This window comes from Pseudoalteromonas sp. 23_GOM-1509m, from assembly GCF_000518425.1.
Lineage (GTDB): Bacteria > Pseudomonadota > Gammaproteobacteria > Enterobacterales > Alteromonadaceae > Pseudoalteromonas > Pseudoalteromonas tetraodonis.
In genome coordinates this window covers 50,515-76,532 of record NZ_JADO01000021.1, presented here as the reverse complement: position 1 = coordinate 76,532, position 26,018 = coordinate 50,515, and the positions used below count along the sequence as shown (strand labels likewise).

Here is a 26,018-nt window from a genome sequence, read left to right as displayed (position 1 = left end):
CGGAAGCTACTAATGAAACTTAACCCACTTTTTATCGCACTTTTAGCCAGTACCTCTGCAAATGTATTCGCTAACACCGCAAATATAGAGCGCATTGAAGTAAAAGGCAGTTACTTCAACGACTACAAAGTAGATAATGCCAGTGGGGCAATGAGAACCTCAACCTCATTACTCGATACCGCACAATCAGTCACTGTTATTACAGATACAATTGTAAATGAGCAACTAGCAACCACCTTAGGTGAAGTACTAAGTAACGATGCGAGTTTAACGCCAGGATCTAAGCAACGTAATCGTGAAGTATTTAACTTACGTGGTTTTGAGTTAAGTTCATCAACCGGCTACCTGCGTGATGGCCACCAGCATTGGTCGCACTATCAACAACCCATTGAAATTTTAGAGCAAGTTGAAGTAATTAAAGGACCATCGAGTATTTTGTACGGCCAATCGGGCCCTGGCGGCTTAGTAAATATGGTGACCAAAAAGCCAACCGCACAAACGTTATTTAATGCCAGTGCCGATGTCGATCAACATGGCTCAACTCGCTTTATGCTTGATGCTGGCGGCGCATTGAATGAAGCTGAAGATTTACGTGCCCGTGGCGTATTAGTAAAACAAGACGTTGAATACTGGCGTGAGTATCAAAACGGTGATAACCGCGAACGCGATCGTTTTTTAGGTGCATTAGTGGTTGATTACGATATTAGCGATAACGCCTTAGTACGTGTTCACTATGACCGTACCGATGACGAAGCAGGTCTAGATACGGGGGCTTGGATCGATAATGATGCTAATATCATTGGTAACGATAAAACAATTCGTGACATGTCTTGGGCCTTTACCGACATCACCGTTGAAAACATGGGCATTGATTTTAATGTATTTTTAGCCGATAACTGGCAAGTAAAACTTGGCTACAATGAACAAACATTTGAGCGCCAGCGTTTTGAGTCAGCACCACGTAAGCCAAGTGACTTTATCGAAGGCGATAGTTATCAGTCACGCCCTTACGATCGCTTTGATGATTGGCAGTTTAAAACTGCTTTTATCGACTTTATTGGCGAATTTGAAACCGTGGATGTGCATCATCAATTATTAATAGGCGCTAATTCATTGGATTATTACTACGGCCAATTACGAACCTCTGCTGATGCAATTAATTTTTCTGCCGGTCAAAATGAGCCTAATCGCCCTAATATAAGTTACAAATCAGATGATACTGTTAGCTCATCTGCCTACGATTACTACGGGATTTATATCCAAGATTTGATTTCGTTCTCGCCTAAATGGCAACTATCACTGGGTGGTCGTTACGATAAACAAAGTAAAGAAAACAGCAATAACGAATCGTTCGTACCTAAGGTCGGCGTACTTTACCATCCAAATGCATCAGCAACCGTATACGCAAGTTACTCGGAAGGATTTGAGCCGCAAAACGAAACATTAGAAAATGAAAATGATGTTAATAATGGCATGAAACTCGATGCCATTACTTCTGAGCAACGAGAAGTTGGGGTTAAATGGCAACTGTTTGATGACCGATTAATGCTCAGCGGCGCCCTATTTGATATTAGTAAAACAGGCACCTTAGTGAGCGAAAATCTGATTAATCCTATTGGTGATATAACCAGCATAACCACGCAAGCAGGTGAACAACGCCATAAAGGCTTTGAACTTTCTGCACAAGGTGCTGCTACCGATCGTTTATTTGTTATGGCATCAACCATGTATTTAGATGCTAACTATGAACGAGATGAAGAATTAGAAGGTAAGCGCCCAACCGATGCGCCAAAGTGGTCCGCCTCACTTTGGACCCGTTATGAACTCAACGACGCCATTGCTTTTAATGCCGGCGCTTTTTATGAAGGTGAACGTTTTGCCGATAATGCCAATACAGTAACAAAACAGGGATATACCCGTGTTGATGTTGGCGCAACCTACGCACTTAAGGTAAGTAATACAGATATTAACCTGCGTTTAAACATTGAAAACTTATTCAATAAAAACTACCTAGCCGGTGGTGGATTAAATAACGTGACGGTAGGTGAAGGCACAAACGTGCGTTTAGCAGCGCAATTTAGCTTTTAAATACAAACTTTAAAAACCCATAGCCCACCTCAATTTGAGGTGGTTTTTTTTTGAACTGACTTTTGAACCCACTGAATAGCCTACTCATCTCATCTATTTTTTATCCTGTTTGTTACATGCTTTAATGGTGTTAATCATTACAAAGGCTCTCTGAATATGAAACAATTGCTCACAGCACTCCTATTTACCACCAGCATGACGGTAAGCGCCAACAACAGTGAATTCACTACAAAACAGCTACAACAAGTAGATGAGGTGCGCACCACCGCCCTTAAAAGTGATTTAAGCTATCAATTACTAGAATCACTCACCACTGAAATAGGCCCGCGCCTACCAGGCACCGAAAACGATAAGAAAGCCGTTGCTTGGGCAAAAGCAAAGTTTGATGAATTGGGCTTTGATAAAGTCTGGTTAGAAGAAGCAACCTTCCCTGAATGGCGTCGCTATAGCGAAAGCGGAAAAATACTCACTCCAAGCGAGCAACCTCTGCATTTAACAGCACTGGGTAACAGCATTAGTACACCCAAAGAGGGGATCAGCGCACCTGTCGTCTTATTCGAAACCCTTGACGAATTAAAAGCTGCACCGGCGAATAGCTTACAAGGTAAAATTGCTTATATTAATTACCGTATGAACCGTGATATTGACGGCAATGGTTATGGCCCCGCGGTAAAAGCCCGTGCTACTGGAGCAATTGAAGCAGCTAAAAAAGGCGCCGTTGCCTATATGATGCGCTCAGTTAGCACTGGCCACCATCGCTTTGCACATACCGGCGGTAGCTATTATAAAGAAGGGGTAACTAAAATACCTAACGTGACTATTGCCAATCCTGATGCTGACCAAATAGCACGATTAGTCTCATTAAACAAAGACGTGTCGGTTAATATTAATGTACAAACCGAAAACCTAGGCGAGGGCACTGGTTATAACGTCATTGGCCAATTTAATGGTACTGAAAACCCTGAGCAATATGTACTTATTGGTGGACACTTAGATTCGTGGGATTTAGGTACTGGCGCTCTGGATGATGGCGCTGGCGTTGCCTTAACCATGGCAGCAGCAAAGCATATTAGTGATGTAAAACGTCCTAAGCGCAGTATTCGCGTTGTGCTTTTTGCAGCTGAAGAACTCGGCCTTTGGGGCGCAAAAGCGTATTTTGCAAAGCATAAAAATGAGCTTAATAACATTGTGGCTGCTGCAGAGTCTGACTTTGGTGCTGATGTAGTTTATGGCTTTGAATCAAATGTAAACGCAGCTTCACTGCCAGTAGTGCGCGCGATTGCCAAAGAGCTGGCGCCATTAAATATTGAATACATTGGCCAAAATGAAGCTAAAGGCGGCCCCGATCTCATCCCATTTAAAAATGCAGTTTCTGCACCTATTTTTGAACTGGCACAAGATGGTACTGACTACTTTGATTACCACCATACAGCGGATGACACCCTTGATAAAGTAACCCCCGCTAAACTTCGTCAAAACACCGCTGCTTATGCTGTATTTGCGTTAATGGCCGCCGACGCTAAAACGACCATTAAACCAAAAGCACGCACTAAAGAGTAACTGACATAATTACTTACAGTTTGCTGCTTTAACTAATACGCTCATTGTTTTAACTTAAAGAGAATTAAAACAGGGAGCGTATTTTCATGCTGCTTTTCAATACCAGTCAGTCTTTTCCTCATTTTACACAAGTACAGTGCTGCCCTAATTGCAAAAGTAACAGCTATCACTTAGTTAACCAAAGCCGCTTTTTGCGCTTTACTATTCTTCCTATAGTTCCGATAAAGTTGAGCTATAAACGCGAGTGCTATCAATGTGGACATTGTGAGCCTACAAGCATTAAAAAGTTACCCCTGTTCGAAAAGCTAAGCCTACCCAAATACTGTATTGGGTTAGTTTTATTGCTGTGGGTATTGTTATTTTTTTACCAAAAACACCTTAATGCTGAGGCGCTAAAACAAAGTTATTTAACCAACCCCAAAGCCTACGACACCTATTTAATAAAGGCCGATAAATTCACTCATGAACCGTGGACACTGACTAATTTAAAAGTCGCGCAAGTGCTGAGCTTTGATCAGCAATTTATAACGTTTCAGGTGAGTAATTACAGCTATAAGCGCAGCAGTGCTATAACCACAGCAATGCGTGCAAGTTTATTAGTGCAAAGAGATTACTTTTCGTCTAAAACCATCACCCTACCTCGTAATGAAATAAAACGCTTATACAAGGATGACATTATATTCGACGTGCTGCGCCCCTATGCAAATAGTTTATATGGGGGGTTTGTGATGTTTCCGCCACAGCCAAAACCTTTATATAAAGGAGTAAAGCTCGATAAAAATAATCAACAAGGAATTATGTACCACAAAGATGAGCAATACGATGAGGCGCTAGAAAGCTTTACTCTTGCAGCGCAAACAGGTTCTCAATGGGGGCAACTAAATCTGGCGCAAATGTATCGCGACGGGCAAGGCACAGAGAAAAACGCCCCACAAGCTATTTATTGGTACAAAAAAGCCATTGCTCAAGGTAATAGCAAAGCTAAACACGAGCTTGAGCAATTATGTAAAAGTGCACAATGTGAATAATGTAAAGTAGCGCGATTACGCCGCGCTATTATGGGTTTTAAAGAGCTTAGTATAGGTTACATGCATAATAACAATAACCAAACCCGCAACCACACCAAGTAAGCCATCAAATACTAAAGGGGCTAGCATCTCACCTACCCCACCTAAAGTTGACTGGGCGTAATGTGTGATATCAATCTGCGTATGATGCAGTAACTCAACACCATGCACTAAAATTCCACCCCCCACTAAAAACATGGCGATTGTACCTGCAAAGGCTAAAAACTGCATAAGTCGGGGAGCTGCTGCAAGTAGGCCTTTACCCAGTAATTCTTTAAATTTATTCGCAGAGAGTTTTGATTGGTTAAGTAAATACAATCCTGCATCATCAAGTTTTACAATTCCAGCTACCAGTCCATAAACACCAATTGTCATGATGATGGCAATAACACTTAGCACCAGTGCTTGATTCATTAACGTAGCCCCAGCCACAGTCCCTAAGGTAATTACAATAATTTCAGCAGACAGAATAAAGTCAGTACGAATAGCACCTTTTACTTTTTGCCTTTCATATTCAACTAAATCTAACTTTTCATCATCATCTATCGTTTCCTCATGAAGAGGTAAAAAGCGAGCAAATACTTTTTCAGCGCCTTCAAAACATAAAAATAAACCACCCATCATTAAAAGTGGCGTAATTAGCCAAGGCAACCACACACTAATTAATAACGCAGCAGGGACTAATATCGCTTTATTTAAAAACGACCCTTTTGCCACCGCCCATACTACCGGCAGCTCTCTATCGGCAGTGACCCCTGTAACTTGCTGCGCATTGAGCGCCAAGTCATCTCCTAGTACGCCTGCCGTTTTTTTAGTCGCAACTTTGCTCATAGTCGCAATATCATCAAGTAAGGTCGTTATATCATCAAGTAATGTTAAGAGGTTAGTGCCAGCCATGATATTCCCTAGCTAAAAATAAGAGCTTAAACATAACGTAAAGCCTTATTTTCACCAACGGTTAATTTAGCTTTGCTAAGCTCTCAATTAACCAAGCGACTAAATAAGTAAAACACAGCCTAATGAAACACTACGCCATTACTATTGCTTTAATAGCCCTGGTTGCATGCAATGAGCAACCCATTACAACAAACTATATGTGCGATAATACCGCTGCACAGCTAGATATTATTAGCAACAAACAGGCGACGCTCCGCTTTAATAAGCATGATTATTTATTAACTCATGAGGTGAGTGCTTCTGGTAGCAAATATATTAATACCAAGGTACTGTTTTGGAGTAAGGGCGAGCAAGCTATGCTAATAATTGACGGTAAAAAATATCAATGCATAAGCAATTAACCATTAACTAACAACATATTAAAAAACTTGCTACACTAACAAAAGTCTTAATATTGTTGATAAAGTTATGCATTCTATCGCTATAAAACATAAAATAATTTTAGCCTTTTCAGCTATTGGCCTGTTAATGCTCACCAGCTGCATATTTTTTTACTGGTCACTCCATCAAATCAGTACCACTAATTCGCGCATAGAAACGCTAGCGGTTCCGGTACAGCAAGCGAGTAAAGACCTGCGTTTATCGCTACTTTCAATTACTAAATTTAACGCCATTGCTTACAGCCAAACTAAACTTGATTTACTACTGCAAAATAAAAAGCAAGCACACGCAGAGCAAACACAGTTTTTTAATAAATTAGAGACGCTAAAAGCGCAAGTTGCCAAGCAACAAAGTATGCAAACATTACTTGTTACTATTCATAATGACTTCACTGAGCTAAATACAATAAGCAACGACATGCTGGCAGCAAAAGAGCAACGCTTTAAGGCGCAAAGTACCGCCGCAGCACTGACAGTTACCTTTAATGAACAGCTTCGCGATCTGAGTAACCAATTACTTGATATAGAGCTTATAAACGTAGCAGGCAACCAGCAATCGCTTTTAAATGCAGTCTTTGGTACAGCGACTCGAATTGATGATTTATTATTTACTCTAAACAATAATGTCAAAGGCATCGGGCAAGTAACCACCTCTGAAGATATCAATGCCCACCAACAGGACACTTCTTTTTTACTCGATAATATTCAATCTAATCTTAGTTATTTAGAGCAACAAGCCTCTCCTATTGCAAATAAGCTCAACGCCAATGAGTTAATAGCGGCGTTTAACGATTTAAGCAGCCTATTAAATAATCCTGATGGGCTGTATGCATTGCAGAACACTGTACTCAATAGCAAAGACAAGGTTGATCAGCGGTTTGAAAGTTTTCAACATGCTTTTATCATTATAGAAAATCAGCTAATTGAGCTTAATAAACTTGCAGACACGCGCTTTGACTCCCTGCAAGAGAGCGCTAAGTCAGCAATCAATACCGGCTCTAGCTTAGTTATTATTATTGCTTTTGTTTTAATTGTTTTGCTGGTTATTATTTCAGTGTTTACTACTAACGCCATGCTAAAACCACTTAAAAAGGTGAATAAAGAACTCGCACGCATAGCCTCAGGTGACTTTTCACAGCGTAGTAATCCTCTAAGTAAAGACGAATTTGGTACCCTACTGCATAATACCAATAAGCTTTGTGATGATTTAACTCACCTAATAAAAGGGATCAGTAACGACGCCTACGAACTCGATAATTCAGCCATTCAAACCAGTGAAAAAGGGCAACAAATGACCATCGTTGCTAAGCAACAGCTGGAACGCAGCGCACAAGCAACCTCATTAGCGCAACGTATGCTACAAAGCTCACAAGCCGTTTACGAACAAGCGCAGAGTACCTCAAATGAAATAACGAATGCCTCGCAGTTTGCAAATGATGTCAATGACATTGCAAACAACAATAGCCAAAGTATTGAATCTCTTTTAAGCCGCCTAGATAAAGCAGTTAGCAGCACCGAAGAGCTTGCACAATACACCAAACTGATTGGCGCTATTGTTGATACGATTAGCAGTATTGCAGAGCAAACCAATTTGCTAGCGCTTAATGCGGCCATTGAAGCAGCAAGAGCCGGTGAACATGGTCGAGGATTTGCCGTAGTGGCTGATGAAGTGCGTTCGCTTGCAGCACGAACACAAAGCTCCACTAGCGAAATAACCACCATGATCAACACACTACAACAACATACTCAGTCTACCCAAGCTGAAATAAATGATGGTCAACAACAAGCCAAACATTGTGTTGAAAACAGTACTGAACTAAATGCAGCCGTTGAGCGTATCAAAAGCACGTTAGTATCGGTCAATGCAATGAGCAAAGACATTGCCCATGCATCGCATGAACAACTTGCAAACAGCACTGATATCCAACAAATAATGGCTAAGGTAACCGATCATGCCACCTTAAATGCCGACAATGCGACGACCCTAGCAAGCGAAAGTGAAGATGTTAATCAACTTGCACACTCTTTAAAAGGTGCGGTAGAGCGCTTTAAGTTTTAAGTGCAAGTAATGACTTGGCTTGCATGAACTGGGTATAATACTTTTAACTTTTTGCTAAGTAACGGCCCACAATGAAATACAAAGATCTACGCGATTTTATCGATTTACTTGAAAAACGAGGCGAATTAAAACGCATCAGCCAAGAAATCGACCCGTATCTTGAGATGACCGAAATTGCCGATCGCACACTGCGTGCTAAAGGCCCCGCTTTATTATTTGAAAACCCGAAAGGGTATGACATGCCTGTTCTAGCTAACTTATTTGGTACACCTAAGCGTGTAGCAATGGGTATGGGCCAAGAAGATGTCAGTGAATTACGAGAAGTTGGTAAGTTATTGGCATTTTTAAAAGAGCCAGAGCCACCGAAAGGCATTAAAGAAGCCCTTGGACAAATTCCGGTATTTAAGCAAGTCCTTAATATGCCAGCCAAAGAAGTAAAAAAAGCGCCCTGCCAACAAGTTATTTTACAAGGTAACGATGTTGATTTAACCAAGCTTCCTATTCAGCATTGCTGGCCTGGTGATGCTGCGCCTTTAATTACTTGGGGTTTAACCGTTACCAAAGGGCCTTATAAAAAGCGTCAAAATTTAGGGATTTATCGCCAGCAGTTACTTGGCAAAAATAAAATTATTATGCGTTGGTTATCTCATCGTGGTGGCGCGCTTGATTTTCAAGAGTGGTGCAAAGAACACCCTGGTGAGCCGTATCCGGTATCAGTGGCATTAGGGGCTGATCCTGCCACAATTTTAGGGGCGGTTACTCCGGTCCCCGATACATTAAGCGAATATGCTTTTGCCGGTTTATTGCGTGGCAGTAAAACGGAAGTGGTTAAGTCTATTTCGAATGATTTACAAGTACCGGCCAGCGCAGAAATCGTGCTTGAAGGGCATATTATGCCAGGTGAAATGGCACCTGAAGGCCCCTATGGCGACCATACGGGTTACTATAATGAAGTCGATGACTTTCCCGTTATGACAGTCACTCATATTACTCATCGTAAAGACCCTATTTATCACAGCACCTTTACGGGTCGTCCGCCTGATGAGCCAGCTATTTTAGGGGTGGCTTTAAACGAAGTATTTGTGCCAATTTTACAAAAACAGTTTCCAGAAATCGTTGATTTTTATTTACCGCCAGAAGGCTGCTCGTACCGTATGGCCGTGGTTACCATGAAAAAACAATACCCCGGGCACGCCAAGCGCGTAATGATGGGGGTTTGGTCATTCCTACGACAGTTTATGTACACTAAATTTGTTATTGTCTGCGACGATGACATTAACGCCCGAGATTGGAACGATGTAATATGGGCTATTACTACCCGTATGGATCCTTCACGCGACACCACGTTAATTGAAAACACGCCAATAGACTATTTAGACTTTGCATCGCCTGTCTCTGGCCTTGGTTCAAAAATGGGCATGGATGCAACCAACAAATGGCCTGGCGAAACAACCCGTGAGTGGGGCGAACCTATTGTTATGGATCAAGCCACTAAAGATCGCGTTGATGAACTTTGGGATAGCCTAGGTATTCTTTAACGACTTTGGTCTAGGCTATAAACTCACCCTGCGGATATGCTACTATTGCTCAAATAAAGTGCGTATCCGCTAATTTAAGGTAAAACATGCAAACATTACACGCTGACGTTGTTTCTATCAGTCCACTAACAGAATTTGTTCATAAAGTTATTTTAAAGCCGCAGCAACCCGTCACATTTGAAGCTGGCCAATATTTACAATTGGTTTTAGGTGAAAAAGATAAACGTGCGTTTTCAATTGCAAGCCGTCCTTCACAAACGGATGCTTTAGAATTACATATTGGTGCTTCAGTTGCTGACTCATATGCTATGCAATCGCTAGAGCACCTTCGTAGTGCCCACAATAATAATCAAACAGTGACTATTGAAGCGGGCTTAGGTGTTTCTCAACTACGTTTGCAGTGCGAGCGCCCCATTATTTTACTTGCTGGCGGCACAGGCTTCTCTTACGCAAAATCAATGGCCGATCACCTTGCTGAAATAAATTGTCAGCGCCCAGTGCTATTTTATTGGGGTGTTAAAGAAGAGTCTGCGCTGTATGCACACAGCGAAATGAAAGCTTGGGCAGATAGTCATAAGCACTTCGAATTTATTCCTGTGGTAGAAAATCCTACTGACAGCTGGACTGGCCATACTGGTTATGTGCATAAAGCGGTAATGGACGATATCATCTCGCTTGAACCTTATGATATTTACATGGCAGGTCGTTTTGACATGATAGGCATAGTGCGCGATGACTTTATTAGCCACGGTGCCATTCGCGAAAACATGTACGCGGATGCATTTGCTTTTATAAAATAACAGCAAATGCATCATTTTTAAGGCACCTTAGGGTGCCTTAATTGTTTTTATTGCCCGCCATTACCGCTGCGATGATTGTTATTACCTATTAAACTCATCAACATAAACAATTTCCTAAAATCCAATCTATAAACCATACTTTGTATAGAACATTCAGCGGGAGAAACCTAAATGCTAAATACAAAAGTAAAAGATTTTATGCAACACAAGTTGCCTCATATCACCCCTAATACAGAAATGACGACCGCCATTGCAGAACTACAAAAATTTAAATTGCTTGGTGCCCCAGTATTTGACGATAACAAGTTGCTAGTAGGTTTTATCTCTGAGCAAGAGCTACTTAAACCCCTAATGCAAAGCAGTTATTTTTGTGACGGTATGGTAAAAGTATCGCAGTTGATGCAAACAGAAGTTGTGACGGTCAGCGGTGATACCAATATCATGGAATTAGCAGAACAAATGCAACCCGGTAAGCCAAAGAATTACCCTGTGGTTGATGGTGACGTTGTAGTTGGCATGATCAGCCGTGCCGATATTTTAAAAGCACTTTATGATAATTACGTTAGCTGTCAAACTCACATATAAACAAAAATGCCACTGTAAACAGTGGCATTTTTTTATAGTACAGGTGATTAACGCTGTGCGACTTTGGTTTTGAGTGCCTGTTTATCTGCATCACTTAAATACGCAATCTCAAGTGCATTGGCTTGCGCTTTTTCCATATCAGCTTGCGATAAACCAGCTTGTGGCGCTGCAGTTTCGTATTCGTACTCAATTTCAATCCCTTCAACAGCCGGATCATCGGTATTAATGCTGGCCAAAATGCCATGATCTAAAAACTGTTTAAGCGGATGCTTAGTTAAATCATTCACTGTGCTGGTTTGAATATTACTGGTTAAGCACGATTCAATACCAATACGGTTATCACGTAAATAATCCATTAGCGTTGAGTCTTCAATCGCTTTAACGCCATGCCCTATTCTGCTTGCGCCAAGCTCGTTTAATGCTTGCCAAATACTGGCAGCACCCAATGCTTCGCCAGCATGCACAGTAACCGCTAAATATGCATCGCGTACTTGTTTAAAGTGATCAACAAACAGTTCACCAGGGTAACCAATTTCGTCACCCGCTAAATCAACCGCGACCAAATCATTTTTAAAAGCAAGTAAAGCATCCAGCTCGTGTTGACAGGTTTTAACACCGTAAGTACGAGATAAAATACCAATTAAGTTTGCTTTAATATCAGCATCTTTTGTTGCACTTTTAATACCATCAACCACGGCTTCAACAACGCCCTGAGGATGTAAACCTTGGCTTTGTGCCATGTAGTAAGGGCTAAAACGTAGTTCTACGTAATCAAGGCCTTGCGCTTGTGCATCTTCAATGTTTTCTATCGCAATTCGTCTACAAGCATCATAATCACCCAGTACCGTGACCCCCCAATCAAGCTTTTGTAAAAATGCCATTAGGTTTGGCTCAGGATCAATAACTTGAACATGAGGAATAAGTGCCTCAACATTATCTGCTGGTAAAGCTATATTAAACTGACGACCAAGTTCTAGTATGGTTTGCGCGCGTACATTCCCATCTAAGTGACGGTGAATATCTAGCAAAGGTATTTTTCTATTAATCATAGTAGCTACTCGGTTGAGTTAAAATTGCGCGAATGATACGCAGGTACAGTAATATTTCAAGTGTAGAATATTTAAAATGGCGCTTGGAGGTCTTATGTCTGCCTTTTGTACAAAAATAACTGTTACTTATCTAAGCGAGATAAATAATACCAAAGCGTTTTAAATAGCTCATCAGCTTCAATAGGCTTGGTCATATAGCTATCCATTCCAGAGGTAATCGCTTTTTGAGCGTCTTGTTCGTGAGCGTTGGCGGATAAACCAATAATAGGTAAATCAAAAAAACCTAACTCATTACGAATCACTTTTGTTGCTTGTAAGCCATCCATATTCGGCATTTGAATATCCATTAATACTAGATCGTAGTTTTTTTCGCTAAGCATCGCAATCGCTTCTAAGCCATCATTTGCGATATCAGCAATACCGTGTTTAGTTTCTAAAATAGCACTTACAACATGTTGGTTTAATGGGTTGTCTTCCACTATAAGTAATTGATATTTTTCTAAAGAAATATTACTCACATCAATTTTTGATAAAGCATCAGCACTGTATTTGGCTTTTGGCAGCGATGAATGAACTGGTAAGCTAAAAGTAAACGTAGATCCATGCCCCTCACTGCTTTTTAAATCAATAGCCCCTCCCATCAATTCGACCAATTTTTTACAAATACTCAAACCTAAACCAGTACCACCGTACTGACGCGACGTTGAGCTATCTGCTTGAGAAAAGGGTTTAAAAAGCTGTTTTTGAGCTGCAGAGCTAATGCCAATCCCGGTATCGTTAACGCTAAAGTATGTCATTTTTGATGATTGCCAAATCTTTAACGTAATACAGCCCTTTGCGGTAAATTTTACTGCATTATTTAATAAATTAAGCAGAATTTGCTTTAAACGAATAGGATCGGTATTGAGAGTTAAATGCGCATCGCTGTCATACTCTAATTTTAAAGAAAGCGATTTACTCTCCACCTCAAATTGCATTAAACCGACGATGTCCTCGGCTAATTGTTTGAGGTTCACAGGCTCTTGCATTAACTCAAGTTTACCGGCTTCCATTTTAGAAAAGTCGAGTACATCGTTTAACACTCTTAATAATACACTTAGAGCACCATCAGCTTGCTCTATATAGCCTTTTGCTTGCTGCCAATCCTGTTGTTGTAGCGCTAGATAGTGCATACCCTTTATGCCATTTATTGGCGTGCGTATTTCATGACTCATGTTGGCTAAAAACTGACTTTTTATAGCATTGGCTTCATCGGCCTTTTGTTTTTCTTGGCGTAGCGTGAGTGTTTGCTTTGCCACTTGTTCGCGAATCCGAATATTGGTAGCCGTCACAGAGATCAAAAATATAATCAACAACCACACAAATAACATACCCACTATTTGCGCTAGCCAGTATATGAACCACGATGATTTTAAAACGGGTTGATGCAGCTCAACGCGCCACATTCGCTGACCAATTAGCAACTGATATTTTTTTAGTAACACCATAGAATGATGCTCTGCAATATAAAGTGCCTGCTGTTTTTCAGCATTATTAATATCAAAAAAACTAATCGCAATACGCTCATTAGAGTCAAACGACAGCGACTTAGAAAGTTTAGCTAAGCTAACTACGGCAACAACAAATCCTTTAAAATCGCCTTCTGTTACCACATTTCCAAAAACGGGATACATAAAAAATACACTTAATTCTTCGTTATTCGGTAGCAGTGCTGTCGGTTCACTGATCACCAATTCATTAAGTACTTTAGATTTAGTGAGTGCTGTGCGTACTTGCTCGTTTGAACCTAAATCAAACCCAACAATATCTTTCATTCCCCTAAGTGGGTTTATATATTTTACGGGGTAATAGAGCTCTCGATAGGGGGCTTTTTGCCATTGCCCATTCGCTGATTTTTGTTTGATAAACGGGTTTTCGCTATCAACTTGCTCAATCCATGATTGATACTCGGCACGAGAATCATCAGTAATCGCAGGAACCCATTTAAAAGCAAGTATTTCTTCACTGTAGCTTAATTGTTTAGCTGTAAACTGCGTAAACTCACTAAAACTAACGTCTTCACTATTTGCTAAAAAACCACTTAATAAAGATAGATGTGCAATGATCTCATCTAACTTTTGATTTATCGCGCTTTGAGTCGCAAGCACTTTCGTTTCTTGCTTTTGAGTGTCTTTTTGTTTTTTTACACTCGCTGCACCATAAAAACTAATACTAATAATCGCATAAATAAGTAATGCAGGAACAATAACTTGTAGTCGATGGCGCATTTCAGAATAGTGAAATACAGCTAATAGCAATGGGGTAAAAATTAATACGCCAATGCTGTCACCTATCCACCAAGTAATAAAATTATCCAGCGCATTCGCAGCAGGGATGATCTGGTTAAATACTAATAAACTCGTGCCAGCAATAGCGCCTATAACACAGCAGACAGGACCTGCAATTACTAAGCTTTGAATACTTAATTTTAACGATGAAAGGTCTAGAGGGGCTTTTATTACTTTTGTAATTATTTGCGCGCCAAGCCATGCTTGCAAAAAAGCAGCGCCGCTGAGGCCCACTGCATGTAACAAAATTTGCCAGTTTAAAATATCTGTAACATGGTCTAAATGAATTAAATTAATCAGTAAAGAACCAGCAATAATGCCTAAGTAAGCGCGATGGCGCCATAATAAAAAACTGGCTAGTGCAATGCCTGCAGGTGGCCAAGAAGCCACGGCATAACCGTCTACTGCGAGTAATAAATTACTAAGATAACCGGTAAAAAAATAAGCGCATGCAAGACTAAAAGAGAGTGTAAACACATTTTTCATAGCCTTCGCTCCTGCGCTTTTAATTATTGATTTATAAAATATAATCCATTATTGATAGAGCACAAGCGCCTTATCTAATTGTGCGCTGTGTTTATAGCTTAGTATAGCTTGTTGTCGATACTGTGATTTGTTATCGCTATTAAGCGCTTTGTCGAATACTCGTGCAGCTAAATCATAATCACCTTGGGCATTCGCTAAACACGCCAGCGCTAATAATAACGCGTTATTGTGCTCATCTTTTTTCAACCGTTCTTGTATGCTTGATTGCAGCTTGTAAGCATTACTTGGCGCAGCTTCACGTAAAATGTCGGCAAGCTCAGTGTGGTGCTTAGCGTGTTTGAGCATTTTAATTAACTCGTTTTCAATACTCGCCAACTGCCCTGTTTTTGCCATTTGAGTTAAGTACGCAGTGTGCGCATGTGCTTGCAATTTCTTACCTAATTGCTGGTACTTACTGGTTAGCTCATCACTCGCTTGAGCAGCAAAATAAGCTAAAAACACCTGCTGCCACTGCTTATCGCTCAATGCATCTTTACGTAATAAGCGCGGTAAAAAGTCTTCTAATATTTTAAAGTGCTGCTGTTGCACCAACACTTCAGTGTACAGTTTAAGCTCAAGTACAGTGGCTTTTTTAGATTCAGCCGCCATCCGTATTTGCGGTTCAATAACACTGCTGTCGCCACTGGCTAACCATAGTTTAGCCACTTTTAGTTGCTGCTCAGGGCTTATTTCAAACAAGTATTCCAGCGCCTTATCGGGTTGATTATTTGCCAGTGCAGCTTTTGCTAGTAACGCCAAACGTATGTCTAAAAATTTAGCTGGCACACTGTTACTTGATAACGCGCTTTCCACTTGCGCATAATCGTCATTAATCAAGCTCCACAGTGCTTGCTCTATAGCTGCATGCTTGCGCTCTTGGCTGCGAGCAAAAAATCCATGTTTGGTATTTCTGTAAATAGATAAACAGTAGCGTACGAGTTTATAAGTTAAATACAAAGCCGCTGCGCTCAGTGCCGCCATAATACAAAACGAAACAATCGTACCTTCTATGGTGGTGTTATTAAATGAAATCAGCACATAGCCTTTTTCATCTAACACGAAAGGAGTGATCGCTAATACCAATACAATAGCGACAATAAAAATGATCAACCCTATCATTGTGCCCACTCCTTAACTTGCTCAGTACTTTGCAATGTCACCTCAGGGTTAAAGTTAAGCGGCTCTTTTTCAAGGTTTACTAAAGTTTGTAGTACCACTTTTGTGGCATTATCATCTTGCTTAAAGTATTCATTAACCAAACGTTTTGTGTCGTTTAAGGCGCTAAAATAGATGCTGGCTTGCTTGCTCATTAGCGCATCTTGCGCCTGAGTAATATTGAGCTTTATGCGCTGATTAATCAGGTGGCGCTCTCTATCAGTTAATAGCGGCTCTATTAATACCCCTTCGTGATGGCGAATTGTAATAAAGCTATCAACTATTTTATTCCAGCTATTTCGGATGTTTTGCTGCCAATCACTCATATTTTCAGAGAGCGCGTTTTCGTCAGTTACTGACGCTTCTTCTGGCAAATTAACCGCATTAAATACCAAGTTATCGATACGATCTCTTACACTATTTAACTGTAAGTAAATCGCCTCTGTTGCAACGGGTTTAATGCTATCGAGCGTTTGTATGTCTTGTATAATTGCTTGGCGCAACTCAAGCGTGCCTGGGTGGTCGCTTAAAAGTGAATCTAAACGTTTAAGCACTGCACTTGTGCCTTGGTAATCTTGTTCAGCCCACAATTTAAATTCAGCCATGCGTTGTAAGCTAGTCACTTCTTGTGGGTTTAATGTGTTACCACTTTGCTGCACTTTTTGCAGTGCTGCTTTTAATGCTTGCTGATTTTTTACAGAGTTTTCATTGAGCGCCATAGCAATTTGCTCTTCGCTCTTTTGTAACGCTTGCTGTAGACTGAGTTGCTCAGACTTAAGCGCTTGCAGCTCTTGCTGCAATATCTTATTTTGCTCTGTTAATGCATTAACCGCTAAATTTTGCACTTTACCGGCATTGAGCTTTTGATAAAACTCATAACCCACGCCACTAGCAACAAGTAACGAAATCACCAACGCTAAACTGCCCACCTTACTCACTTTATGGGTATTATTTTGCGTTTGATTATTGGCTTTTGCAGTGTCGTTTTTAGCGGTATTAGACGTGTTATTGGCTATTGGTTGCGCTGCTGCTTTTTCTACTTTTGACGTCGCTGACTGTTCACTCATTTTGCTACCTTGCTGATTAATGCAGGCAAACATAGCGTGGTCGCTAGCCCCTGCCGCAGTATGTATATGTGTCGAATTTATTTTTTGCTGTTGTAAATAATCGCCAATACGCTCACTGGCAACATAAAATTCGCACTGTTGTAACCATGTTAGTTGCGCCGCGGTAAGGGTATTAAAAATGGCATCAACGGCGGCATTACTAGTAATGACTATACCGTGTACATTCTGGCTTTGCCAGTGGTCTATCCAGTCAGCGGGTTGTTGCGCTACCGGCTCACGCTGATACACCACACAATTATTTAAAAAAGCACCGCGTTGTTTTAAGATTTTTGCTATCTCAGGCCGCCCACCAATGCCTTTAACCAACACGATATTACTGCCATCAACCTCAGCCAATGACTTAAGCGCCAGCAACCCCTCAGAGTCATGTTGTTTTGGCAGAGCCGCACGTACACCAAATACTTCATAAATGGTGTCGGCTGTTTGTTGGCCAACACCATAAAACTGCGCTTTGGTGTTAATTGCAGGCTTAAGGGCACTCAGTGCATGTACTGCATCTTGCGAAACAAAAATAATTTTGTCGGCATTAACCAACGGGCTTAGCTCAACGCTGGTTGGGGTTAAATACGTTATTTTTAGAACAGGACACAAAGACGCTTGATAACCCGCTTGCTCAAGTTGCTGTGCAAGGGCTGCGCCTTTTCCTTCGGGCCGAGTTATCAAGATGTGTTTCATTATGCGTCTCGATATACGTCAGCAAGGATTTTATCTGCGCCTTGTGCTAAGAGTTTTTTAGCCAGCTCAATTCCTAATTTTTCCGCATCATCAACATGCCCACTAATTTCATCGCGTAAAATTTCGCTGCCATCAATCGCCCCAACTAAACCACGTAAATGCACTTGCTCACCATCAACCAATGCATAAGCACCAATCGGAACTTGGCAGCCCCCTTCTAAGTGGCGGTTCATTGCGCGCTCGGCATTAACACGAATACGAGTTTCACTGTGCTCCAGCGGTGCTAATAAGGCTTTAGTGACTTCATCATTTATACGGCATTCAATACCGACAGCACCTTGGCCATTAGCAGGTAACGACACTTCTGGCTCAATAAAGTCACGAATACGTTCACCCATTTCTAAACGAATTAGCCCAGCCGCTGCGAGTATAATCGCATCGTATTGACCACTATCAAGCTTTGCTAAACGTGTATTTACATTGCCACGTAAGTCACGAATTTCTAAATCTGGACGCAACGCTCTAATTTGGCATTGGCGACGTAAACTTGAGGTGCCAACAATGGCGCCTTGCGGTAACGCATCAATATTGGCAAAATTATTTGATACAAACGCGTCACGCGGGTCTTCACGCTCACAAATAACATGTAACTCTAAATCATCTGGAAATTCGACTGGCACGTCTTTCATTGAATGCACTGCAATGTCTGCTCGCCCATCAAGCATGGCTTGTTCTAGTTCTTTTACAAATAAGCCTTTACCACCAATTTTAGCCAGTGGTGTATCTAAAATAATGTCACCTTGAGTCGACATAGGCACCAGCTCTACACGCACGTCATCGTGAAAATGCTCTAGCTGCGCTTTTACAAATTCAGCCTGCCACAGTGCCAATGCACTTTTACGAGTAGCAATGCGAACTAACTTTGTTTTTTCAGTCATAAAATATCCATTAATAATTACTGGGGTCTGTTGACCTTCCAGGATTAAAACCTGTTCTATCTGAGGGCGATTTAATCAGCTAAAATTCTAAATTCTTTTTGCGCAATGAGTAAGCCTCGTTCATCAACCACATCAACGCGCCAATTCCCTAGCTGGGAATCCATAATATTTTTAGTTGAGTAAGTTCGGTAGCGCGGAGAAGTAACTTTGAGCGACACTTCCGCCATCACTTCCCCTTCAAATAACCAAATGTGCTTTACCTGCTGACCTTGTAAGTTTTTAAGCTCACTAAAAAATGACAATGATTCTTCAAATTGGCTTAAACGCACATCGGCGGCAAATACATTGGTTGGTTCACGATTACTCACACTGCGCGTCAATACGGCGCGGCTAATAGTAGCTGTATCTATTTTGGCACCAATGGCCACACTCGCAACTTGTGCTGATTCAGCAAATACTTTTTGCTCAGCCGGTTTTTCACTGGCCGTTTCGGTTTCAGGCGTTTGGTTATCTGTTGCAGCCATGGCTGCTTCTTCAGGCTCAGCAGTGATCGTTGGCTCTACTTCTTGCTCAATAATACTTTGTTGAACTTCAGGCTCTGATGTTACTTGTTCGGTAATAGGAGCTGGTTTTTGCTCATCTGGGGAAAGGATTTTAGGTGCTGCAATTGCGACACTGCTCAGCAGCTCCTCATCAGCATCTGTTGCGTTTTCACTCTCTGCTGATGCTGCAGTATCATCGCTTAACGACACAATTGCTGTTTGTTGCTCAGTAGAATCGAGCTGCTCATTAGGATGCGGCGCCCCTTGATCAGCATTCACAGCGCTAGACAGGCCGTAAATAACCGCTGCAGAGGTCATAATCACCAACATAGAAATACTCACAATCCGACGCCAATGCCACTCATAGCTCACGCTGGGTTCGCTAACCTGTGGTTCACGTTTTACATTTGCTGTTATTACTATTTTTTGACTCATTTTGACCCTCAGCGGCTCCTAAACTAACTTAAGCGAGAAATTAACCATTGGCGCACAGCTTGTAACTCTTGTGTACAAACCTGATGCCCCATAGGGTATTCTTGCCAACTCACATCCATGTCATGCGTTGATAATACTTCAAACGCACTTCTACCCGCGCTATGCGGTACAACGTCATCTTGGCTCCCATGAGCCATAAATATATTTAGCTGTGTTTGCTTTGCTTCATCAGCCAATTTATGTGGCACACACATATAGGTTGATAGTGCCATAACGCCAGCAAGCTTTTGCTCTAAACGCGGGGCTAAATGTAGCGATATGACGCCACCTTGTGAAAATCCCGCTAAAATAATTTTGTTCGCCGGTATGCCGTTAGCAATTTCTTGCGTTATTAATTGCTCAACTTTTGCTGCAGACTCCCTAACCCCTAGTTCATCTGCACGTTTGTCTAAATCCATCGATTTAATGTCATACCATGAGCGCATCTGCATACCGCCGTTAATAGTAACAGCCTGCATAGGCGCATGCGGAAATACAAAACGCACACCTAGTTCACTGGGTAAATCGAGCTGTGGCGCTACTGGGGCAAAACCATCACCTGAATCACCCAAACCATGTAGCCAAATAACCGTGGCTTTATGCGTTCCCTGAGCTGGGTATTGAACAAACTCTAAACTCATAGCGATGATTGCCACTTAATTTCTTGACCCGCTTGACGTGTTGACGCTTCATTGATGAAACTCCAAAACTCTGCGCCTGAGCGGTTATCAATCCATTGACCATCACGCATTTCAAAATGGTGACCGTTAAATTTTGTTGCCACCCACACTTGATGCAACGGTGCTTGCTTATTAATCACAATTTTACTGCGATCTGGAAAAATAATTTCTAAAATACCTTGAGCCGATTCATAATCTAAATCTGCTTCACAATCATCAACTTGTTCTTCAATTGTGAACATAAGAGCTTCTGCTAACTGGTGATATTCGTGATCAGTCATCGTTAATTTCCTTTGCAGGCAAGACGCCTAAATAATGGGTGCATGTTTGTACAGCTAGTGTAACAGGAATAAAATCATCCGCGAATAGCTGCATTTTTTAGATATTCTGTTACTCTGCGATTATAAAGCCAGCAACCGTATTAATCTAATGAAAGCGACATATACCTTACAATTAAAACAACTATTAATCAGCACCGTTTTGTTGTGTGCGTTAGCTGGCTGTGGTCAAAGCGGCCCGCTGTACTTACCAGAGCAGCCTACTGAACAAAATCAGCCAACAGACACCTCCAACAAGCAAACACCTATTGAGCAAAAACAGGAGCAGTAAATGGATTTTTTTAATTATAAAAACAACCAACTATTTGCTGAAGATGTCAGCGTAGCAACGATTGCACAGCACTATGGTACACCGTGTTATGTGTATTCAAGAGCGACGTTTGAACGCCATTATTTAGCGTTTGCCAATGCAGCTCAAGATCATAAAAGCCTAGTGTGCTACGCCGTTAAAGCAAATTCAAATATTGCAGTATTAAATATACTGGCGCGACTTGGTGCGGGTTTTGACATTGTTTCAAAAGGCGAGCTCGCGCGGGTCATCAAAGCGGGAGGCGCAGCCAATAAAGTGGTTTTTTCTGGGGTTGCTAAAACCGCTGACGAAATTGCTTATGCGTTAGAATTAGGTATTAAATGTTTTAACGTTGAATCAATCTCAGAGCTTGAGCGCATTTCAGAAGTAGCGTGTGAGCTTAATCTAGACGCGCCAATTTCTATTCGTGTTAATCCTGATATTGATGCTAAAACACACCCGTATATTTCTACTGGCCTAAAAGAAAACAAATTTGGTATTGGTATCGAAACCGCGTTAAGTGTGTATCAACATGCAGCGTCGTTACCTGGCTTAAATATTGTTGGGGTTGATTGTCACATTGGCTCACAGCTGACACAAACCAAACCGTTTTTAGAGGCGCTTGATAAACTACTGGCATTAATTGATGAGTTAAAAAATGCAGGTATTGAGTTAAGCCATTTAGATATTGGTGGAGGCCTTGGAGTAACCTACGACGACGAACAGCCTCCCCACCCGAGTGAGTATGCAGCACAAGTAACACAGCGCCTTACTAATTATCGCCACCTTGAACTGATTTTTGAACCAGGGCGAGCTATTGCCGCTAACGCTGGGATTTTAGTGACTCAGGTTGAGTTTATTAAGCAAAATCAAGACAAGTACTTTGCGATTGTTGATGCGGGTATGAATGACATGTTGCGCCCATCACTTTATCAAGCGTGGCAAAAAATTATTCCTGTCTCGGTGCGTGATGACGAAACACCTACCCACAACTATGATGTGGTTGGGCCGGTGTGTGAAACCGGTGACTTTTTAGGTAAAGACCGCCCTCTAGCACTCAAACAAGGTGACTTGTTAGTGCAGCGTAGCGCTGGAGCATACGGCTTTACAATGAGTTCAAATTATAACTCACGCCCACGGGTTGCCGAAATAATGGTAGATGGTGAGCAACATCATCTTATTCGCGAACGCGAAACCATCGAGAGCCTGTACCAAGGTGAGAAAATTTTACCATAAACGTTTTTGTTACCTAGCTGCTCTGTGGCATGATTAGCGCAGAGCAAAACCGAATTAGAGCGCTATGTTAGTTAATTTTTCCAAAATGCACGGCTTAGGTAACGACTTTGTTGTGATTGATAATATTACACAAAACGTTTTTTTATCCCGTGATCAAATCAAAAAGCTGGCCGATCGCCATTTCGGCATTGGGTTTGACCAATTACTGATGGTTGAAGCCCCTTACTCACCCGATCTCGATTTTCACTATCGGATTTTTAATGCCGACGGCCACGAAGTAGAACAATGTGGTAACGGCGCCCGTTGCTTTGCCCGCTTTGTGCGCATGAAAGGCTTAACCAATAAACATAAAATTAGCGTTTCAACTAAATCGGGTAACCTCACCCTGTATATTGAAAAAGACGGCCAAGTAACGGTTAACATGGGACACCCTAATTTTGAGCCGAGTAAAATCCCGCTTAAAGCAACCAAACGTGAGCTGACTTATATTATTCGTGCAGAAGAACATACCGTTTTTAGTGGTGCTGTTTCTATGGGTAACCCGCATTGCGTCATGGAAGTAGACGACATTGAAACGGCACAAGTGAGTACCTTTGGCCCGTTGCTTGAAAATCATGAACGTTTTCCACAGCGCGCAAATATTGGCTTTATGCAGGTTATTTCTCAAGAACACATTAAACTCAGAGTGTGGGAACGTGGTGTAAGCGAAACACTTGCTTGTGGTACCGGTGCGTGTGCCGCTATGGTGATTGGCTTTATTCAAAACAAGCTCACCAGCACAGTGCAAGTTGATTTACCAGGCGGTAGCTTACAAGTTCGCTGGAGTGGCGAAGGCCACCCAGTGCGTATGACAGGCCCCGCTGAACATGTATTTGATGGGCAAGTTGCACTATGAGTGAATTAACTAAACAGCAAGTAATAGATTACTTACAACAGCACCCTGATTTTTTAATAAATCAACCTGCGCTATTAGCGCAACTTGAGTTACAACAGCAAGTTCAGGGTGCGACTTCGTTAGTACATATTCAGCAACGTCAACTACGTGAACATAATACTCAGTTAAAACATCAAATCGAGACGATGACCAAGCATGCCACGCAAAATGAACTCGTGTACCGCTTGTTCAGTCAATGCCATCGTCAGCTTTGGAGCAATTACGACTTTAATACTTTGGCAAGTAACTTACGCAACATTATTTGCATGAGCCCGACTATTAATGAGTGCAAACTCGTAAGATACGACAGCGCGTTTGAGGGCTTAGTAAAGCACAGATTGTCAGATAGTAATCATTATTTAGGGCGGGTAAATCAGCAAGAGCGCGACTTACTCTTTAACGATGATACCCAATCGACCGCACTTTATTTAATTGGTGAACCGAGTAACCCCTACGCAATTTTGGCTTTTGGCAGCCACGATGAGAACCACTTTGAGCCCTCACAAGATAACTTATTTGTGTTAGATTTTGTACGCTCATTACAAATACGGTTACTGGAACTGGCATGAGCGACGACACGCCAAATATTAGCGACTTAAGCGATAGCTGGCGTACACCTATTACATTATTTAGTGATTACTTAAAATTTGAACGCCAGTATTCAGCGCACACCGTCAATCAATATGTTAGCCAATTAGGTTTTGCCGCCTTGTATTTTAATAAGCTATGCGACAATTGGTTTGCCGTACAAAGTGAGCACATTCGCCGTTACAGCATGGCGCTGCGCGCTAAGCAACTGAGCGGCAGAACAATCAGCTTAAAGCTAAGCTGCATTCGAAGTTTATATAAGTTTTTAAAAGCAAAAAATATTACTGAGCAACCGCATTACCATAACCCCGCGCAAGGGATAAAAGGCCCTAAATTTGCCAAGCCTTTACCTAAAAATCTTGATGTTGACCAAATGGCACGTTTACTCGAAATCCCCGATGACGATCCACTTGCCATTCGAGATAAAGCCATGATGGAACTCATGTATTCATCAGGTCTGCGCATTAGCGAGTTAGTTGGTGCTAACATGCAGGATATAAACGCCCGTAATGGTGAAATACTGGTACGTGGTAAAGGTGCAAAAGAACGGCTAATACCGGTTGGCTCTAAGGCCCTTGAGGCATTAAAGAAATGGCTCGCGGTTCGGCGGCTATTTATGGGCGCAGACGAACACGCGGTATTTTTAAGTAGTAAAAAAAACCGTATCTCTGTGCGCCAAGTCCGTTTGCGAATGCAAGAATGGGGTATTAAACAAGGTATAAGCTCACAAGTGCATCCGCATAAATTACGCCACTCATTTGCGTCGCATATTTTAGAATCGTCTGGCGATTTACGAGCAGTACAGGAGCTATTAGGCCACAGTAGTTTATCTGCAACCCAAGTTTATACTCATTTAGATTTTCAGCACTTGGCTAAGGTGTACGACAACACCCATCCACGTGCTAAAAAACGAACCGATTAGGGTAATAACCATGATCCGATTTAATCGCGCAATTTCTCCTTTTTCTGTACTAAGCTTTGACTTAGACGACACCTTATACGACAACCGCCCAATCATAACCGCAGCCGTTCAGGCGCAAATTGATTATTTAAATGCGCTGCCAGGCTATAAAAAACAGGGGCCACAGTTTTGGCAACAATGCCGTGAGCGAGTTGTTCAACACCAACCTGAACTCATTGATAACGTCACTCAGTGGCGTAAACATACCCTACGCTTAGTTTTGTCTGAGCTTGGTTTTAAAGACGATGAAGTAGAGCATCATGCACACAGTGCTTATCAAGCATTTGCTGATGCGCGCAGTAATATTGAAGTGAGCGAAGACGTACTAACATTGCTCGATAAACTAAGCCAGCACTACAAATTAATTGCCATTACTAACGGTAATGTAGAGGTTGAGCGTTTTAATTTAAAAGATAAGTTTGAACTGGTGCTGCAAGCTGGCTTGCACGGTAAAGCTAAACCACATACGACCTTATTTGATCAAGCTGCAACACATTTGCGTATTAACAACAGTGAAATTTTACACATAGGTGACAGCCTTGATAGCGATGTGCAAGGTGCTAATAACGCTGGCTGCCAGTCTGTGTGGTTAAATAATCAAGCACAAGCCTATGCCTACAAAGGACTTGCTGATATTGAAATAACCAACATTCATGCGTTAACCCACTTAATTGGTAAATAAACTATGCTTGTTTTGTTGGCTCAATTGAATATAAATCAATCATAAGATAGGTTAGGGGTAATTACTTAACAATATCTTATAATAACAAGGACAGCGTATGACGCTCACAAACTACTTAACAACGCTCGCGAATGAGCCTAAAAGCATTGGTTTTGCTGATACTATGGCCGTTATTGATGAGCATTATACTTTTACAGCGTGCAGTTTTAGTAACCATGGGTTATTGAGCTCTGCGAGTGAGAATAACGGTTCATGCAAGATTTTTGCGTTTGCTAAGCTCAATGGCCTGAGTAAGCAAAATACATTAGATTGTTTTGGGGCATTTTATCGCGAAGATGTGCTAAACAACCCAGATGCCGACGACCACATGAATATTCGCACCTTTATGTTAGCGCCTGAAGCCACCCCATTTTTAGGTGTTACCTTTGATGGTACGCCATTAACGGCAAAAAAATAACGCTCCA

The 26,018-nt window shown here is 41.6% G+C and carries 24 protein-coding genes; 15 read left to right on the top strand and 9 right to left on the bottom strand.

Annotated features, from left to right (window positions below; translation table 11 throughout):
• The first annotated feature begins 12 nt into the window (after positions 1-12).
• From N523_RS0109300 to N523_RS0109290, 3 genes are all read left to right on the top strand, one after another.
• Entirely contained in the window at positions 13-2,088 is a 2,076-nt protein-coding gene (locus N523_RS0109300) for a TonB-dependent siderophore receptor (protein WP_028834852.1), read from the top strand.
• Positions 2,089-2,244: 156 nt separating this feature from the next.
• Positions 2,245-3,648, top strand: a complete 1,404-nt coding sequence (locus tag N523_RS0109295) for a M20/M25/M40 family metallo-hydrolase (RefSeq protein WP_028834853.1) — start codon at positions 2,245-2,247, stop codon at positions 3,646-3,648.
• A gap of 86 nt (positions 3,649-3,734) precedes the next feature.
• Complete coding sequence (locus tag N523_RS0109290; RefSeq protein WP_028834854.1) at positions 3,735-4,676, top strand: tetratricopeptide repeat protein; 942 nt, start codon at positions 3,735-3,737, stop codon at positions 4,674-4,676.
• Between the two features lie 15 nt (positions 4,677-4,691).
• Here the strand turns inward: N523_RS0109290 and N523_RS0109285 are convergent, their stop codons facing one another.
• Positions 4,692-5,612 carry a DUF808 domain-containing protein gene (locus tag N523_RS0109285; protein ID WP_028834855.1) on the bottom strand — a complete coding sequence of 307 codons (921 nt, stop codon included), beginning with the start codon at positions 5,610-5,612 and terminating at the stop codon, positions 4,692-4,694.
• Between the two features lie 122 nt (positions 5,613-5,734).
• Between N523_RS0109285 and N523_RS0109280 the strand changes: the two genes are divergently transcribed.
• From N523_RS0109280 to N523_RS0109260, 5 genes are all read left to right on the top strand, one after another.
• On the top strand, positions 5,735-6,013 hold the full coding sequence (locus N523_RS0109280; RefSeq protein ID WP_028834856.1) for an MliC family protein: 279 nt from the start codon (positions 5,735-5,737) through the stop codon (positions 6,011-6,013).
• Positions 6,014-6,080: 67 nt separating this feature from the next.
• Complete coding sequence (locus N523_RS0109275) at positions 6,081-8,111, top strand: methyl-accepting chemotaxis protein (protein WP_028834857.1); 2,031 nt, start codon at positions 6,081-6,083, stop codon at positions 8,109-8,111.
• Between the two features lie 71 nt (positions 8,112-8,182).
• On the top strand, positions 8,183-9,649 hold the full coding sequence (gene ubiD / locus N523_RS0109270; protein WP_028834858.1) for a 4-hydroxy-3-polyprenylbenzoate decarboxylase: 1,467 nt from the start codon (positions 8,183-8,185) through the stop codon (positions 9,647-9,649).
• A gap of 86 nt (positions 9,650-9,735) precedes the next feature.
• Positions 9,736-10,449, top strand: a complete 714-nt coding sequence (gene fre / locus N523_RS0109265) for an NAD(P)H-flavin reductase (RefSeq protein ID WP_013463738.1) — start codon at positions 9,736-9,738, stop codon at positions 10,447-10,449.
• Between the two features lie 171 nt (positions 10,450-10,620).
• A complete protein-coding gene (locus N523_RS0109260; RefSeq protein WP_013463737.1) occupies positions 10,621-11,034 on the top strand; it encodes a CBS domain-containing protein in 414 nt (137 codons plus the stop codon).
• Between the two features lie 47 nt (positions 11,035-11,081).
• On the opposite strand, the gene add is transcribed toward N523_RS0109260, so the two are convergent.
• The 8 genes from add to cyaY all read right to left on the bottom strand — a co-directional run bounded on the left by add (position 11,082) and on the right by cyaY (position 20,807).
• Positions 11,082-12,083: an adenosine deaminase gene (add, locus tag N523_RS0109255; RefSeq protein WP_028834859.1), complete on the bottom strand. Its 1,002-nt coding sequence runs from the start codon at positions 12,081-12,083 to the stop codon at positions 11,082-11,084.
• Between the two features lie 122 nt (positions 12,084-12,205).
• Complete coding sequence (locus tag N523_RS0109250) at positions 12,206-14,896, bottom strand: ATP-binding protein (RefSeq protein ID WP_028834860.1); 2,691 nt, start codon at positions 14,894-14,896, stop codon at positions 12,206-12,208.
• Between the two features lie 48 nt (positions 14,897-14,944).
• Positions 14,945-16,054 carry a heme biosynthesis HemY N-terminal domain-containing protein gene (locus tag N523_RS0109245; protein WP_028834861.1) on the bottom strand — a complete coding sequence of 370 codons (1,110 nt, stop codon included), beginning with the start codon at positions 16,052-16,054 and terminating at the stop codon, positions 14,945-14,947.
• Entirely contained in the window at positions 16,051-17,892 is a 1,842-nt protein-coding gene (locus N523_RS0109240; protein ID WP_028834862.1) for a uroporphyrinogen-III synthase, read from the bottom strand. The genes N523_RS0109245 and N523_RS0109240 overlap by 4 nt, the downstream gene beginning before the upstream one ends.
• Complete coding sequence (gene hemC / locus N523_RS0109235) at positions 17,892-18,830, bottom strand: hydroxymethylbilane synthase (protein ID WP_028834863.1); 939 nt, start codon at positions 18,828-18,830, stop codon at positions 17,892-17,894. The genes N523_RS0109240 and hemC overlap by 1 nt, the downstream gene beginning before the upstream one ends.
• Positions 18,831-18,901: 71 nt before the next feature.
• Positions 18,902-19,807, bottom strand: coding sequence for a DUF2914 domain-containing protein (locus N523_RS0109230; RefSeq protein ID WP_028834864.1), 906 nt, complete (start codon positions 19,805-19,807; stop codon positions 18,902-18,904).
• Positions 19,808-19,830: 23 nt separating this feature from the next.
• Positions 19,831-20,487 (bottom strand): alpha/beta hydrolase, encoded by a 657-nt coding sequence (locus N523_RS0109225; protein ID WP_028834865.1) that lies wholly within the window; start codon positions 20,485-20,487, stop codon positions 19,831-19,833.
• Positions 20,484-20,807, bottom strand: a complete 324-nt coding sequence (cyaY, locus tag N523_RS0109220) for an iron donor protein CyaY (protein WP_013463729.1) — start codon at positions 20,805-20,807, stop codon at positions 20,484-20,486. The genes N523_RS0109225 and cyaY overlap by 4 nt, the downstream gene beginning before the upstream one ends.
• A gap of 148 nt (positions 20,808-20,955) precedes the next feature.
• Here cyaY and lptM point away from each other — a divergent pair, with 148 nt between their 5' ends.
• From lptM to N523_RS0109185, 7 genes are all read left to right on the top strand, one after another.
• Entirely contained in the window at positions 20,956-21,135 is a 180-nt protein-coding gene (lptM, locus tag N523_RS0109215) for an LPS translocon maturation chaperone LptM (protein ID WP_028834866.1), read from the top strand.
• The gene (gene lysA / locus N523_RS0109210; protein ID WP_024601982.1) at positions 21,136-22,389 is read left to right on the top strand and encodes a diaminopimelate decarboxylase; all 1,254 of its coding nucleotides are present in this window, start codon (positions 21,136-21,138) and stop codon (positions 22,387-22,389) included.
• 64 nt (positions 22,390-22,453) lie between these two features.
• The gene (gene dapF / locus N523_RS0109205) at positions 22,454-23,284 is read left to right on the top strand and encodes a diaminopimelate epimerase (protein WP_028834867.1); all 831 of its coding nucleotides are present in this window, start codon (positions 22,454-22,456) and stop codon (positions 23,282-23,284) included.
• A complete protein-coding gene (locus tag N523_RS0109200; protein WP_028834868.1) occupies positions 23,281-23,892 on the top strand; it encodes a DUF484 family protein in 612 nt (203 codons plus the stop codon). Before dapF ends, N523_RS0109200 begins: the two co-directional genes overlap by 4 nt.
• Entirely contained in the window at positions 23,889-24,833 is a 945-nt protein-coding gene (locus tag N523_RS0109195) for a tyrosine recombinase XerC (protein ID WP_028834869.1), read from the top strand. Before N523_RS0109200 ends, N523_RS0109195 begins: the two co-directional genes overlap by 4 nt.
• Before the next feature lie 10 nt (positions 24,834-24,843).
• Complete coding sequence (locus N523_RS0109190; RefSeq protein WP_013463723.1) at positions 24,844-25,554, top strand: HAD-IA family hydrolase; 711 nt, start codon at positions 24,844-24,846, stop codon at positions 25,552-25,554.
• 97 nt (positions 25,555-25,651) lie between these two features.
• A complete protein-coding gene (locus N523_RS0109185) occupies positions 25,652-26,011 on the top strand; it encodes a HopJ type III effector protein (RefSeq protein WP_016900219.1) in 360 nt (119 codons plus the stop codon).
• Positions 26,012-26,018: the final 7 nt, after the last annotated feature.